Genomic DNA, 14,310 nt, shown 5'->3' on the forward strand with positions numbered 1-14,310 from the left:
GTCCCGGACGCCCCGCCCGGCCATCAGGCCCCGGCGGGCACGAGCTCGAGCACCGCGTCCAGGCCGGTGACCTGCAGCGTCATCAGCGGCGCGCCCGTCGCGCCCCGGACCCGGAGCCGCGCGGGCCGCCGGTGCGGCGCGATCGAGACGAGCAGCGCGAGCGCGGACGAGTCGATGAACGTCGCCGCGCTCAGGTCGACCTCCTCGACCCCCGCCGCGGCGAGCACGCGGCCCGCGCCGACCTCGTCGACGCCCAGCTCGTCGGCGAGCCGGTGCACCACGTCGATGTCGATCTCGCCCTCGGCGCGGAGCACCGCGGGCCGGGCGGGGTCGACGAGCAGGCGTCCGCCGGGCGGCTGGGCGCCCGCGGGCGGCGGGAGCGTCGTCACGGGGTCAGTATGCGGGCCGCTCGACCTCCCGTCGCGCCGAGGCCGGACGGCCCCCGGGTGAGGGGCGGGGTGAGTGCCGGGTAGGTGGACGTGTCCGCGCGGCGTCGCCCGCCGCGGTCGGCTACGGTCGGCGGGTGCACGGGACTGGTGGCGGTGAGGAGCGCGCTTTCCCGTCGTCGGCGTCGTCCCTCTCGCGTGCCCGGTCCTGGTCGATGGAGCGGGCCAGCGCGGCGGGTGCGCCGGGCGAGGTCGTGGACGCCGTCCAGCTCGCGATGAGCGAGGCGTTCACCAACGCCCTGCGGCACGCCCCCGGGACGCGGACGATCACGGTGAGCGTGGTCGGCGCGCGCCGCCAGCTCACCTACGAGGTGGGCGACGCCGCGGCCGCGGTCCCGCCCCGCCGGCGCAGCGGCCGCGAGGGCCTGCCCGGCGGGCACGGCCTGCACATCCTCGACGCCGTGACCTCGGCGTGGGGCTGGCGGCCAGCGCCGGACGGCGGCAAGGTCGTCTGGTTCACGCTGCGCTGGTGACCCGCGGCCGGCGGGCAGGATCCTCGCGCGCGCCCGCGCGCCTCTGACGTACCGTCGGCCCCGGCAGTCCGTCCGCAGCCGCGGGGCGGCGCCGGGACGAGAGGTGGCCGCGTGCGGGAGACGATCGACACGCAGCAGCCGCTCGTGCCGGCCGTGGCCGCCCAGCTCGGCGGCACGATGGACGCCGACGAGGCGGTGGGCCGGCTCGCCCGGCTCCTCGTGCCCGCCGTCGCGGACTGGTGCCTCGTGACGCTGGTCGAGGACGACGAGTCCCGGGCGCCCCGGCGGCGCCTGCGCGACGTCGGCTGGTGGCACGCCGACCCGGACCGGCGCGACCTGGTGGCCGCCTACGCGGACGCGCGGATGGGGGCGCTCGTCCCCGGCTCGATGCTGATGCGCGCGATCGACTCGGGCGCGGTCGTGCACGTGCACGACGCCGCGGTCGACGCCCTGGACCGCGTGCTCGCACCCGGCTCCGCCCGCGACCTGGTCGAGCAGCTCGCCCCGACCTCCCTGACCGTGGCCCCGCTCAAGAGCCGCGGCCGGACGCTGGGCGCGGTGAGCCTGTTCAACGGGCCGGGCCGCGCGGCGCTGTCCCCGGCGCGGATCGCGTCGGTCGTGGAGGTGGCCGCCACCGCGGCGCTCGCCCTCGACAACGCGCGGCTCTACCGGCGCCAGCGCGACGTCGCGGCGACCTTCCAGCGCTCCCTGCTCAGCGCGCCGGTCGAGCCCGACCACCTGCAGGTCGTCGTCCGGTACCAGCCCGCGGCGGAGGCCGCCCGCGTCGGGGGCGACTGGTACGACGCGTTCCCGCAGCACGACGGCGGCACGATGCTGGTCATCGGCGACGTCGTGGGGCACGACGTCGAGGCGGCGGCGCTCATGTCGCAGCTGCGGTCGATGCTCCGCGCCATCGCGGTGGTCACCCGGAACCGCCCGTCCGACGTCCTGACGCTGCTGGACGCCGCGGTCCGCACGCTGCAGATCCCCGCCCTGGCGACGGTCGTCGTGGCGCGCGTCGAGCAGACGCCGGCGGAGCGCGCGGCCGGCGTCACCCGGCTGCGCTGGTCCAGCGCGGGGCACCCGCCGCCGATGGTCGTGGACGCCGACGGCACCGTCCGCGTGCTCGACGAGCCGCGGCCCGACATGCTGCTCGGCGTGCGCCCGGACCGGCCGCGGGCCGACCACGAGACCGTCCTCGGGCCCGGTTCCACGGTCCTGCTCTACACCGACGGGCTGGTCGAGCGCCGCGACCGCCCGCTGCGCGAGGGGCTGCGCGACCTGCGGGCCGCGCTGGGCCGGCACGCGGGCCGCGACCTGGACGCCCTGTGCGACGTCCTGCTCGCCGAGCTGCCCGGCGGCCCCGGCGAGGACGACGTGGCGCTGGTGGCGGTCCGGCTGGGCGGGCCGCCGCCCGGCGTGCCCGGGCCGCCCTCGCGCGCCGAGGGGGCAGCCGACGCGCTGAGCGCGTAGCCGGCGGGCGCCCGCCCGCGGGGTGCACCGCTCGCCGCCGCGCGCCTACCCTGCGGGACGTGCCCCCCGTGACCCAGGCCCACCCGCTCGACGTCCTGCGCCGCCGCGGCAGCGAGAAGTGGACGACCCACCCGGACGACGTCCTGCCGATGTTCGTCGCCGAGATGGACTACCCCGTGGCGCCCGCGATCGCGGCGGCGCTGCACGAGGCGGTGGACCGCGGGGACACCGGGTACGCGCCCGCCTCGGGCGGCGGGGTCCCGGAGGCCTTCGCCGCGTACGCCGCGGACACCTGGGGCTGGTCGCCCGACCCGGCGCGGATGCGGACGACCACCGACGTCAGCGTGGTGATCGTCGAGACCCTGCGCCGGCTCGTCGCGCCCGGGCAGGGCGTCGTCATCACGCCACCGGTGTACCCGCCGTTCTTCGACCTGGTCCCGGAGGCGGGCGGCACGGTGGTCGAGGTGCCGCTGCTCGACGACGGCGGCACCCACCGGCTCGACCTCGACGGCATCGACGCGGCCCTGGCGTCGGGCGCGGCGCGCGGGGTGCTGCTGTGCCACCCGCACAACCCGCTGGGCCTGGTGCACGACCGCGCCGACCTGGCCGCGCTCGCCGAGGTGGTGCAGCGGCGCGGCGGGTTCGTGGTGAGCGACGAGATCCACGCCCCGCTGACCCACGCCGGCCGGCCGTTCACGCCGTACCTCACCGTCTCGGACGCCGCCCGCGCTCACGGGATCGCGGCCGAGTCCGGCAGCAAGGCGTTCAACCTGGCCGGGCTGAAGTGCGCGCTGGTGGTCGCGGACGGCGGCCCGATGGCCGACCTGGTGCACGGGCTGCCCGAGGAGGTCACCGGACGCACGGGCCACCTCGGCGCGATCGCGACGCGGGTGGGCTTCACCGACGGCCGGGGCTGGCTGCGCGAGACGGTCGCGGCGGTCGAGCAGAACGCGGACCTGCTGGCCGGGCTGCTCGCCGAGCGGCTGCCGCAGGTCGGGTTCCGGCGCCCCGGGGCGAGCTACCTCGCGTGGCTGGACCTGTCCGCCCTCGGCTGGGGCGACGACCCGGCCGCGCGGGTGCTCGCCGAGGCGCGGGTCGCCCTGACCAGCGGCCCGGCGTTCGGCCGGCAGGGCGCCGGCCACGCCCGCCTGAACCTGGCCTGCTCCCCCGAGGTCCTGACCGAGGCGGTCGACCGGATCGCCCGCGCCGCCGACGCGCCCGCCGGCACGCCGGACCCCTCGCCGAGGTAGGGCACCCGCGCCGAGGGAGGGCTGCGCACGGCCCTCCCTCGGCGCCGGGGTGCTATCTCGGCGCAGGGAGCGGCTGCGTCGCCGCCCGGACGCGGTGCTGCCCCGCGCCGACGACCTCGTCCGGCCGCCCCGGGAGGCGCACGACCGCCTCGACCCCCTCGGGCACCTCGACGTCGACCACCAGCTCGCCGTCCGCGTGCCGCCACGCGACCCGCACCCGCCCGTGCCGGGTGTCCAGGGTGGTCCGGACCCACTCGAGGCCGCCGCCGGGCACGGGCGCGACCAGCACCCGGGCGTACCCGGGCTCGAGCGGCGCGAGCCCGCCGACGACCCGGTGCAGCCAGTCGGCCACGGCGCCGAGCGCGTAGTGGTTGAACGACGTCATCTCGCCGGGGTTGATGGTGCCGTCGGGCAGCATCGAGTCCCACCGCTCCCAGATCGTCGTCGCGCCCATCGTCACGGCGTACAGCCAGGACGGCACCTCCCGCTGCAGCAGCAGCCGGTAGGCGGTGTCCGCGTGCCCGGTCGAGGTGAGGGCGTCGGTGACGAACGGCGTGCCGGCGAACCCCGTCGAGATCCGGTGCCCGGCCGCCGCCACCAGCTCGGCGAGCCGGTCCCCCGCCCAGCCGCGCTCGTCGTCGTCGAGCAGGCCGAACTCGATCGCCAGCGCGTACACGGTCGGCGCGTCGGACCGCACCCGGCGGGCCGAGGGGTCCACGTACGCCTCGCGGAACGCGGCCCGCACCCGGTCGGCGTGCGCGGCGAGCTCCGCCGCGTCGGCGTCCCGGCCGAGCACCCCGGCCACCCGGGCCGCCAGGTCCGCCGTCCGGTACGCGCACGCCGTGGCCACGACGCCCTTGTCCGCCTTGGCCGCGTCCGGGCGGTCCGGCGGGGCGTCCGGGTCCAGCCAGTCGGCGAACTGGAAGCCGGTGTCCCACAGGCCGCTCGGCGACAGCAGCCCCGCGACGTGCCGCACGTGGTCGACGATCGAGTCGTACTGCCGCTCCAGCACCGCGCGGTCGCCGTAGGCCTGCCAGAGCGCCCACGGCACCCACACCGCCGCGTCGGCCCACACGGCGGTCGCGTCGGCCGGCTCGAACTCGGCAGGCCCCTGGGCCATCCGGCGGATCAGGTCCGGCACGACGTACGGCACGTAGCCGTCCGCCCGCTGCTCGGCCCACAGGTCCACCAGCCAGTCGCCGAGGAACCCGGACGCGTCGGCGAGGAAGCACGCGGTGGGCGCGAACGCGGCGATGTCGCCGGTCCAGCCGAGGCGCTCGTCCCGCTGCGGGCAGTCGGTGGGCACGTCGACGAAGTTCCCGCGCATGCCCCAGACGACGTTCTCGTGCAGCCGGTTCAGCAACGGGTCGGAGGTCTCGAACCAGCCCGTGCGGGTGAGGTCCGACCCGACCACGACCGCCGTCAGCGCGTCCGGCCCGATGGCGTCCGGGCCGCCGGGCCAGCCGTCGACCTCGACGTACCGGAAGCCGTGGAAGGTGAAGGTCGGCTCGAACACGTCGTCGCCGCCGGACAGCGTGAACCGGTCGGTGGCCTTCGCCGCCCGCAGCGGCCGGACCCCGAGCTCGTCGTGCTCGAGGACCTCCGCGTGCCGCAGCGTCACCACGTCGCCGGCGGCGCCGCGCACCCGGACCCGCACCCAGCCGACGAGGTTCTGGCCGAAGTCGACCAGCACCTTCCCCGCCGGGCTGCGCCAGACGCGCTCCGGTGCGCGCTCGTCGAGCCGGCGGACCGGCGGGGCGAGGTACGGCTCGAGCCGGGCGGTGTCGGACGCGACCTCGTGCACGCCGCCCCAGCGCGGGTCCGCCGGGGCCGCGCCGTCGAACGGCCCGGCCCACCCCGGGTCGAGCCGCCGGGCGTCCACCTCCTGCCCGTCGTAGAGCGAGTCCGCCGTCACGGCACCGGCCGCCGCGGACCACGTCCCGTCCGTCGCGACGACCTGCACCGCGCCGTCCCGGTAGGTGATCCGCAGCTCCGCGAAGCCGGCGACCTCGTCGCCGTACGGCCGCGCCCCCTCGCCCCAGCCGAGCCGCCCGCGCCACCAGCCGTCGCCGAGCGCGAGGCCGATCGTCGGCGTGCGCCGGGTCAGCAGCGCGGTCACGTCGTGCCGCGCGTACCGCAGGCGCTCCTCGAACGCCGACCAGCCCGGCGTGAGCAGGTCGCCCGACACCGCCTGCCCGTCGATCCGCGCCTCGACCACGCCGAGCGCGGTGAGCAGCAGCTCGGCCGCGGCGACCTCGCCGGGGTCCTGGTCGAGAGCGAACGTGCGCCGGAGCAGCGGCGCGGCGTCCAGGTCGGCGTCCGGCGCGATGAACCGTGCCTGCCAGGTGGTCATGGGTCCGTGGTCCTCTCGTCGACGTCGTCGTCGCGGGTCGGCACGCTCACCAGGTGAATCGCTTCAACCCGTACCGCAGGCATCGTCGCCCGGCCCGCGGCGCGGCGTCAAGGGCCACCGCGCCGCAGCGGAGCGATGCGAAGTCGTGACCCCTGGGACTCTTGACCCAGGTGGGCGACTCCCCTAGCCTCGCCGCAGCAGTGAATCGGTTCAAGCACTGTCGGGGCAACGACGCCCGGCGCCTTACGAGGAGGTATCGCGTGAACAGGACCCGACCCCTGACGGCCGGTGCGGCGGCGGTCGCCGCCGCCCTGGCCCTGACCGCCTGCGGCGGCTCCGGCGACGCCGGGGACGGCGAGGCCACGTCGCTGTCGGTGTACATCGACAGCACCCCGGCGTCGGTCGAGCTGTGGGACGGCCTCAAGGCCGCCTACGCGGAGGAGAACCCGGACGTCACCATCGAGGTGGAGACGCACCCGGCCGGCTCGGAGGGCGACAACCTGGTGAAGACCCGGCTCGCGACCGGGGAGATGAACGACCTGTTCTGGTACAACTCCGGGTCGCTGTTCCAGGCCCTCAAGCCGGACCAGAACCTGGTGCCGCTCGACGACGAGGACTGGGTCGACACGCTCGACGACAACTTCGCCACCGTCGTCTCGACCGACCAGGGCCTGTACGGCGCGCCCGTCGGGGCCTCGTTCGCCGGCGCCGTGATCTACAACAAGGACGTCTACGCCGACCTCGGCCTGGAGGTCCCGACGACCTGGGACGACTACATGGCGAACAACCAGGCGATCAAGGACGCCGGGCTCGTCGCCGTCGCGCAGTCCTACGGCGACACCTGGACCTCGCAGGTCCCGGTGCTCGGCGACTTCTACAACGTCGAGACGGCCGAGCCCGGCTGGGCCGAGGCGTACACGGCCGGGGACGCGAAGTTCGCGGACCAGCCCGCGCTCGCCGGGTTCGAGCACCTGCAGGAGGTGTTCGACGCCGGCCTGATGAACGAGGACTTCGCGTCCGCGACCTACGACGACGCGGTCAAGATGCTCGCGGAGGGCCGGGCGGCGCACTACCCGATGCTCACCGGCAACGTCGCCGCCGCCATCGGCGAGAACTACCCCGACGCGGCCGACAGCCTCGGCGTGTTCCCCCTGCCGAGCTCGCAGGGCGACGCCAACGGCCTCACGGTGTGGATGCCGAACGGCACCTACATCCCCACGACGACCGAGGGCGCGCAGCTCGACGCGGCCAAGGAGTTCCTCGCCTGGCTGGTCACCCCGGACAGCTGCGCCGCGCAGGCCGAGGCCTCGACGCTCGGCGGCCCGTTCGTGGTCGACGGGTGCGACCTGCCGGACGACGTGCCGGCGCTCGTGTCCGACATGCAGCCGTACTTCGACAGCGGCGACACCGGCCTCGCGCTGGAGTTCCTGTCCCCCATCAAGGGCCCGGCGCTGGAGCAGATCACCGTCGAGGTGGGCTCCGGCATCCGCAGCGCCGAGGACGGCGCGGCGCTCTACGACGAGGACGTCGTCAAGCAGGCCCAGCAGCTCGGCCTGGACTGGTAGGACATGACCCTCGTGCGCCCCGCCCCCGCGGGCACGGCGGCGTCGCGTCCGGCCCGGCGGGAGTCCCGCCGGGCCGGGCGGCGCAGCCCGTACCCCAGCTGGTTCTTCCTGCCCGCCGGCGTCTTCTACCTGGTCCTGTTCGTCGTCCCGACCGGCGCGTCCTTCTGGTACGCGCTGACCCGCTGGGACCTGTACTCGGCGGAGTTCATCGGGCTCGACAACTTCGCCCAGTTCTTCCGCGAGCCCGCCCTGGTCAAGGGCTTCGTGAACACGTTCGTGTACGCGTTCCTCACCTCGGGCGCGAAGGTCGTGCTCGGCCTCGCGCTGGCCGTGCTGCTGACCTCGCAGATCATCGCGCGGGGCTACCTGCGCTCGGTGGTCTTCTTCCCGGTCCTGGTCAGCACGATCGGCGTCGGCGTGACGTTCAAGGTGCTGCTCGACCCGTTCGACGGCGCGGTGAACCAGGTGCTGTCCTGGGTCGGCGTCACCGGACCGGGCTGGCTGACCGACCCGAGCCTGGCGCTGTTCTCCGTCGCGCTCGTGGACGTCTGGAAGGGCGTGGGCCTGGCGACGCTCATCTACATCGCCGGCCTGGTCGCGATCCCGCAGGAGTACTACGAGGCGGCCCGCGTCGACGGCGCCAACGCCTGGCAGAACTTCCGCAACATCACGCTGCCGCTGGTCCGCCCCGCCACCGTGACCGTCGTCCTGCTGTCCCTGATCGGCGGGCTGCGGTCGTTCGACCTCATCTGGACCATGACCCGCGGCGGGCCCGGGTTCAGCAGCGACGTCATCGGGTCGGTGATCTACAAGCAGTACCAGGCCGGGTTCTACGGGCTGTCCACCGCCGGGAACGTCGTGCTGTTCGTCGTGATCGCGGTGATCATCTTCCCGCTGTCGCGGTGGCTCAACCGCAAGGAGGTGACCCTGTGAGGCGCCGTGGTGTGGTCCTCGGGTCGGTGTCGATCCTCGCGAGCACCGTGGTGTTCGTCGTCCCGTTCGTGTTCGTCCTGCTGACCGCGTCGAAGTCGCAGCAGGAGGCCTCCCTGCTGGAGTTCTCGCTGCCGACCGAGTGGGCGCTGCTGGACAACGTCCGCACCGTCCTGGAGTCCAACGACGGCATCCTGGTCCGGGCGTTCTGGAACTCCACCGTGCTCACCGTCGTCTCGGTCGCGATCATGACCGTGCTCGCCGCGATGGTCGGCTACGTGGTGCAGCGCCGGCGCAGCCGGTGGAACCCGGTGGTGGACGCGATGGTGCTGGCCGGGCTCATCATCCCGCCCGCCGTCGTCCCGACCATCTGGGTGCTGCAGGGCATCGGCCTGTTCAAGACGATGGCCGGCCTGATCGCCGTGCACGTCGCGTTCGGGCTGTCGTTCTGCATCCTGCTGTTCCGGGCCTTCGTGGCGACCATCCCGCGCGAGCTCGACGAGGCGGCGCTGATCGACGGGGCCGGGCCGATGCGGCTGTTCTTCTCGGTCATCTTCCCGCTGCTGCGCGCCGTGATCGTCACCGTGGTCGTGGTGCAGGCGGTGACCGTCTTCAACGACTTCACCTACGCGCTGTACTTCCTGCCGGGCGCGGACAACGCGACCGTGCAGCTCACGCTGTACAACTTCCAGTCGCAGGGCCTCAACCAGTGGAACCTGCTGTTCGCGGACGTGCTGCTCATCACGATCCCGCCGCTGGTCATGTACGTGATCTTCAACCGGCAGATCGTCGCGGGCATGACCTCGGGCGCGGTCAAGGGCTGACCCGTGCCGCCGCGCGACTCAGGCCGGGACGCTGGACGACCGGACGACCAGCTCCGGCTGGAACACCTGGTGCTGCTTCACGGGCTCGCCGGCGGCGGACCGCGCCAGCAGGATCTCCGCGGCCCGGTACCCGAGGGCGTGCGCGGGCTGCCGGACGGAGGTGAGCGGGGTCGCCAGCTCCGCCGCCACCTCGATGTCGTCGTAGCCGACGATCGCGATGCTGCCGATCAGGTCCGGCCGGCGGCGGCGGATCTCCCGCTGCACGCCGATCGCGACCAGGTCGTTCACGCAGAACACGGCCGTCGGCGGCTCGTCGTCCTCGAGCAGGGCGGCGAACACCCCGGCGGCGCCGCCGGCGTCCAGGGACGGCAGCGGCACCTCGCGCACGACCGTGTCGGGGTCCAGCCCGCGCCGCTCCACGGCGCGGCGCAGGCCGGTCAGCCGGTCCCGGCAGGGCCGGATCGCGTGCGGGCCGTTGAGCATGACGACCGAGCGGTGCCCCAGGTCGAGCAGGTGCTCGCCCGCGAGCATCCCGCCCGCGACGTCGTCCACCGCGACCGAGGACAGCAGGTCGGTCGGCGACGGGCGGTCCAGCAGGACGGTGTGCACCCCGCGGGACGCGAGCGCCAGGAGCGGGCCGAGGTCGTCGCCCGTCGGGACGACCAGCAGCCCGGAGACGCCGTGCTCCTCGAACAGCCGCAGGTAGCGCGCCTCGCGCTCCGGGTCGTCGTCGGAGCTGGCGAGCATGAGGGTGTGGTCCGCCGCCGCGAGCCTGTCCTCGATGCCGCGGGCGACCTCCGTGAAGAACGGGTTGCGGATGTCCAGGACGATCGCGCCGACCGTGGTGATCGTGCCGGCGCGCAGCTGCCGCGCGGACGCGTTGGGCACGAAGGCCAGGCGCTGGATCGCGTCGAGCACCCGGTCGCGGGTCGCGGCCGCCACCCGGTCCGGGCGGTTCAGCACGTTCGACACCGTGCCGACGGACACGCCCGCCAGGCGCGCGACGTCGCCGATCGAGCTGCGGCGGGTGGCCGAGGTCGACACCGCTCACCTCCGCTCCGTCCGGGTGCCCGCGCCGGCCCCGGGTGCCGGGAGCCGTCCGGCGCAGCATAGCCGCGCGGGCGGCCCCGCACCCGGACCGCGCCCTCCGGGGCGGCGCACCGATTCACCAGGCTCTCCGACGTGACGGGACTTGCGTCGTCCACCGTCGGACTGAAACGATTCACCCACACGTCGAAGGAGACACCCCATGTCGTTCACCCCCGAGATCGCCGCCGCTCTCGACCGGCAGGCGATCGAGCTGCCCTCGTGGGCGTTCGGCAACGCCGGCACCCGGTTCAAGGTGTTCAGCACCCCCGGCACGCCGCGCACCGTCGAGGAGAAGCTGGCCGACGCCGCCGAGGTGCACCGGCTCACCGGCCTGGCCCCGTCGGTCGCGCTGCACATCCCGTGGGACCTGGTGGACGACTTCGGCAAGCTCGCCGCCCACGCCGACGACCTCGGCCTGCGGCTCGGCACCATCAACTCGAACACGTTCCAGGACGACGACTACCGGTTCGGCTCGCTCACCCACCTCGACCCGGCGGTGCGGCGCAAGGCGATCGACCACCACTACGCGTGCATCGACGTCATGCACGCCACCGGGTCCCGGGACCTGAAGATCTGGCTGCCGGACGGCACCAACTACCCCGGCCAGGGCGACATCCGCGGGCGGCAGGACCGCCTGGCCGAGTCGCTGCGCGCGATCTACGACCGCCTCGGGCCCGACCAGCGGCTGGTGCTGGAGTACAAGATCTTCGAGCCGTTCTTCTACACGATGGACGTCCCGGACTGGGGCACCGCCTACGCGCACGCCACCGCGCTCGGCGACCGCGCCGTCGTGTGCCTCGACACCGGCCACCATGCCCCGTCGACCAACGTCGAGTTCATCGTCGCCCAGCTGCTGCGTCTCGGGCGGCTCGGGTCGTTCGACTTCAACTCCCGGTTCTACGCCGACGACGACCTCATCGTCGGGGCCGCCGACCCGTTCCAGCTGTTCCGGATCATCGCCGAGGTCGTGCGCGGCGGCGGCATCGACCCCGGGTCGGACGTGCAGTTCATGCTCGACCAGTGCCACAACATCGAGGACAAGGTCCCCGGCCAGATCCGCTCGGTGCTCAACGTCCAGGAGATGACGGCCCGGGCGCTGCTGATCGACCGCGACGCCCTCACCGCGGCCCAGGAGGCCGGCGACGTGCTCGCCGCCAACGCGGTCTACATGGACGCGTTCTACACCGACGTCCGGCCCGCGCTGGCGGACTGGCGCGAGGAGCGCGGCCTGCCGCGCGACCCCGTGGCCGCCTACGCCGCGTCCGGCTACGGCGAGCGGATCGCCGCCGAGCGGGTCGGCGGGCAGCAGGCCGGCTGGGGCGCCTGACGACGATGCCCACTCCCCCCTCGCTGGTCGCCGTCGACCTCGGGGCGTCCAGCGGGCGGGTGCTCGCCGGGCGTCTCGAGGCGGGGCGGCTCACCACCCACGAGGCCGGCCGGTTCCCCAACCGCCCCGTCCGGGCCGGCGGTCGGCTGCACTGGGACGTGCTCGCCCTGTGGGCGGGCGTCCAGGACGGCCTGCGCGCCGCGGCGCGCGCGCACGGCCCCGTCGCGTCGGTCGGCATCGACACCTGGGCCGTCGACTACGGCCTGCTCGACGTCGAGGGCGACCTGCTGGGCAACCCGGTGCACTACCGCGACGGCCGCACCGCCGGGGCCGCGGACGCGTTCGCCCGCCTGCTCGACCCCGCCGCGCACTACGCCGCCACCGGAAGCCAGGTGCAGGCGTTCAACACCGTGTACCAGCTGCTCGCCGCGGGATCGGCCGCCGGGGCCGCGACGTCCCCGCGCGCGGCGGACCGGCTGCTGCTCGTGCCCGACCTGCTCGGCCGCTGGCTGTCGGGCACCGAGGCCACCGAGGTCACCAACGCGTCGACCACCGGCATGCTCGACCCCGCCACCCGCCGGTGGAGCCTCGCGGTGCTCGACGCGCTCGCCGCCTCCCCCGCCGGGGACGTGCGGCGGCTGCTCGCCCCGCTCGTCGAGCCCGGGACCGTGCTCGGCCCGGTCCTCGCCGGGGCCGGCGGGGACGGGCTGGCCGGCGCGGTGCACGTCGCCGTCGGTTCGCACGACACCGCCTCCGCCGTGGCCGCGGTCCCGCTGGGCGACGCCCCCGCCGCGTGGATCTCGTCCGGCACCTGGTCGCTCGTCGGCGTCGAGCTGCCCGCCCCGGTGCTGACCCCGGCGGGGCGCGCGGCCAACTTCACCAACGAGCTCGGCGTCGCCGGCACCGTGCGCTACCTGCGGAACGTCGCGGGGCTGTGGCTGCTCCAGGAGTCGCTGCGGTGCTGGGCGGACGCCGGCGACCCGCAGGACCTCCCGGCCCTGCTCGCCGCCGCCTGTGACGTGCCCCCGCTGCGCACCGTGGTCGACGTCGACGACCCGGCGTTCACACCGCCCGGCGACATGCCCGCCCGGATCGCGGCGGCGGCCCGGCGCACCGGGCAGCCGGTGCCGGAGCGCCCCGCGGAGGTCGCGCGCTGCGTGCTCGACTCGCTCGCGCTCGCCTACCGGCGCGCGGTGCGCACCGCGGTGGCGCTGTCCGGCCGGGACGTCGAGGTCGTGCACGTGGTCGGCGGCGGCGCGCGCAACGCGCTGCTGTGCCGGCTCACCGCCGACGCCACCGGCCTGCCGGTGGTCGCGGGGCCGGTCGAGGCCACCGCGATCGGCAACCTGCTGACCCAGGCGCTCGCGCTCGGCGAGCTGTCCGGGGGCCTGACGGCGGTGCGCGAGGTCGTGCGCGCATCGTCCGCGCTCGTCACGCACCACCCCCGGGGGACCGAGCAGCCGTGGGCACGGGCCGAGGAGCGCCTGTGGCCGTGACGGCACCACCACCCGCGCACGACGAAGGACACGACATGCCCCTGCACCCCCCGTTCCCCGACCTCGACGAGCTGCTCGCCGCCATCGGCGAGGCCGGCTCCCGGATCTGCGCCATCGACGCCTCCGAGGCCGGCGCCGGGAACATCTCGGTCTACGTCGGCTGGGACGTCGAGCTGCGCCGCCGGTTCCCGATCACCGAGGAGATCACCCTTCCACTGGCTGCCCCGGCGCTCGCCGGGCGCACCGTGCTGGCCACCGGGTCCGGACGCCGGCTGCGGCAGATCGCCGCCGACCCCGAGGCCGCGATCGGCGCCGTGCGGATCCACGACGGCGGGACCACCGCGACCCTGCACACCTCGCCGCGGCGGCTGTTCGAGCGGCTGACCTCCGAGTTCAACTCCCACCTCGCCGTCCACCAGGACCAGGTCGCGCGCCGGGGCCTCGACTTCCAGGCCGTCGTGCACGCCCAGCCGCCGCACCTGACCTACCTGTCGCACATCCCGGCCTACCGGGACACGCGGGCGATGAACGCGGCCATCCTGCGCTGGGAGCCCGAGTCGATCGTGTCGCTGTCCCAGGGCGTCGGCGTGCTGGAGTTCATGATCCCCGGCTCCGAGGAGCTGCAGGCCGCGAACGTCGCCGGCCTGCGGGAGCACGAGATCGTCCTGTGGTCCAAGCACGGCACGATGTCGCGGTCCGACTTCTCGGTGACGCGGGCCGTCGACCGGGTCGAGTACGCCGAGACGGGGGCGAAGTACGAGTACCTGGACCTCGTCGCCGGTCGGCGGGCGCAAGGGCTCACCCGGGAGGAGATCGCGGCGGTGGCGACGGAGTTCGGCGTCGACTCGCCGTGGGCGTGAGGGGCGGGGTTCCGCGGTCCTGGGGCGGGACCGGGCCCTGGGGCGGGACCGGATCGGGCCGAGGCGGCGGGGTGACCGCTCGGCGGGCGGGTGCCGAGTCCTCCACAGGGCGCGGGGCGTGCGTGGTCCCCAGGGCGGGTGTGCGATCCGGGGGTGGTGTCGGTGGTCGCCGGTAGCGTTCTTGCATGGCTGACCTGCAGGAACACCCCCGGGGCGACACGGTC

Annotated in this window: 12 protein-coding genes; 9 read left to right on the forward strand and 3 right to left on the reverse strand. The window is 75.0% G+C overall.

All coding sequences use genetic code 11. The features are described 5' to 3' along the window. Positions 1-23: 23 nt before the first annotated feature. The gene (locus tag FS882_RS20200) at positions 24-389 is read right to left on the reverse strand and encodes an STAS domain-containing protein (protein WP_158375959.1); all 366 of its coding nucleotides are present in this window, start codon (positions 387-389) and stop codon (positions 24-26) included. A gap of 134 nt (positions 390-523) precedes the next feature. Between FS882_RS20200 and FS882_RS20205 the strand changes: the two genes are divergently transcribed. From FS882_RS20205 to FS882_RS20215, 3 genes are all read left to right on the forward strand, one after another. Next, positions 524-919, forward strand: a complete 396-nt coding sequence (locus tag FS882_RS20205; RefSeq protein ID WP_187365405.1) for an ATP-binding protein — start codon at positions 524-526, stop codon at positions 917-919. A gap of 111 nt (positions 920-1,030) precedes the next feature. After that, the gene (locus FS882_RS20210; protein WP_262348440.1) at positions 1,031-2,392 is read left to right on the forward strand and encodes a PP2C family protein-serine/threonine phosphatase; all 1,362 of its coding nucleotides are present in this window, start codon (positions 1,031-1,033) and stop codon (positions 2,390-2,392) included. A gap of 68 nt (positions 2,393-2,460) precedes the next feature. Then, positions 2,461-3,642: a MalY/PatB family protein gene (locus tag FS882_RS20215; protein WP_410053305.1), complete on the forward strand. Its 1,182-nt coding sequence runs from the start codon at positions 2,461-2,463 to the stop codon at positions 3,640-3,642. A 52-nt stretch (positions 3,643-3,694) separates the two neighbouring features. Here FS882_RS20215 and FS882_RS20220 read toward each other — a convergent pair whose 3' ends face one another. Beyond that, on the reverse strand, positions 3,695-5,995 hold the full coding sequence (locus FS882_RS20220; RefSeq protein ID WP_158375963.1) for an alpha-L-rhamnosidase: 2,301 nt from the start codon (positions 5,993-5,995) through the stop codon (positions 3,695-3,697). 260 nt (positions 5,996-6,255) lie between these two features. Here FS882_RS20220 and FS882_RS20225 point away from each other — a divergent pair, with 260 nt between their 5' ends. From FS882_RS20225 to FS882_RS20235, 3 genes are read left to right on the forward strand one after another with little or no spacing between them, the layout of a single operon-like run. Then, entirely contained in the window at positions 6,256-7,560 is a 1,305-nt protein-coding gene (locus tag FS882_RS20225) for an ABC transporter substrate-binding protein (protein ID WP_158375965.1), read from the forward strand. Between the two features lie 3 nt (positions 7,561-7,563). After that, positions 7,564-8,493, forward strand: a complete 930-nt coding sequence (locus tag FS882_RS20230) for a carbohydrate ABC transporter permease (protein WP_158375967.1) — start codon at positions 7,564-7,566, stop codon at positions 8,491-8,493. After that, positions 8,490-9,314 (forward strand): carbohydrate ABC transporter permease, encoded by an 825-nt coding sequence (locus FS882_RS20235; RefSeq protein WP_222848276.1) that lies wholly within the window; start codon positions 8,490-8,492, stop codon positions 9,312-9,314. Before FS882_RS20230 ends, FS882_RS20235 begins: the two co-directional genes overlap by 4 nt. A gap of 18 nt (positions 9,315-9,332) precedes the next feature. On the opposite strand, the gene FS882_RS20240 is transcribed toward FS882_RS20235, so the two are convergent. Further along, complete coding sequence (locus tag FS882_RS20240) at positions 9,333-10,358, reverse strand: LacI family DNA-binding transcriptional regulator (RefSeq protein WP_158375969.1); 1,026 nt, start codon at positions 10,356-10,358, stop codon at positions 9,333-9,335. 205 nt (positions 10,359-10,563) lie between these two features. Here FS882_RS20240 and rhaI point away from each other — a divergent pair, with 205 nt between their 5' ends. The 3 genes from rhaI to FS882_RS20255 are packed head-to-tail and all read left to right on the forward strand — an operon-like array spanning position 10,564 to position 14,086. Further along, entirely contained in the window at positions 10,564-11,730 is a 1,167-nt protein-coding gene (gene rhaI / locus FS882_RS20245; RefSeq protein WP_158375971.1) for an L-rhamnose isomerase, read from the forward strand. 5 nt (positions 11,731-11,735) lie between these two features. Beyond that, the gene (locus FS882_RS20250) at positions 11,736-13,226 is read left to right on the forward strand and encodes a rhamnulokinase (RefSeq protein ID WP_158375973.1); all 1,491 of its coding nucleotides are present in this window, start codon (positions 11,736-11,738) and stop codon (positions 13,224-13,226) included. Positions 13,227-13,261: 35 nt separating this feature from the next. Beyond that, entirely contained in the window at positions 13,262-14,086 is an 825-nt protein-coding gene (locus tag FS882_RS20255) for a class II aldolase/adducin family protein (RefSeq protein WP_158375975.1), read from the forward strand. Positions 14,087-14,310 lie beyond the last annotated feature (224 nt).

Origin of the sequence: Cellulosimicrobium cellulans (assembly GCF_007679345.1) — a bacterium.
In the GTDB taxonomy this organism is placed as follows: domain Bacteria; phylum Actinomycetota; class Actinomycetes; order Actinomycetales; family Cellulomonadaceae; genus Cellulomonas; species Cellulomonas cellulans_A.

Bases quoted from the DNA above. Each gene is read 5' to 3' on its own strand.
- FS882_RS20220 (WP_158375963.1), bottom strand. From the start codon at position 5,995: ATGACCACCTGGCAGGCACGGTTCATCGCGCCGGACGCCGACCTGGAC.
- FS882_RS20230 (WP_158375967.1), top strand. From the start codon at position 7,564: ATGACCCTCGTGCGCCCCGCCCCCGCGGGCACGGCGGCGTCGCGTCCG.
- rhaI (WP_158375971.1), top strand. From the start codon at position 10,564: ATGTCGTTCACCCCCGAGATCGCCGCCGCTCTCGACCGGCAGGCGATC.
- FS882_RS20250 (WP_158375973.1), top strand. From the start codon at position 11,736: ATGCCCACTCCCCCCTCGCTGGTCGCCGTCGACCTCGGGGCGTCCAGC.
- FS882_RS20255 (WP_158375975.1), top strand. From the start codon at position 13,262: ATGCCCCTGCACCCCCCGTTCCCCGACCTCGACGAGCTGCTCGCCGCC.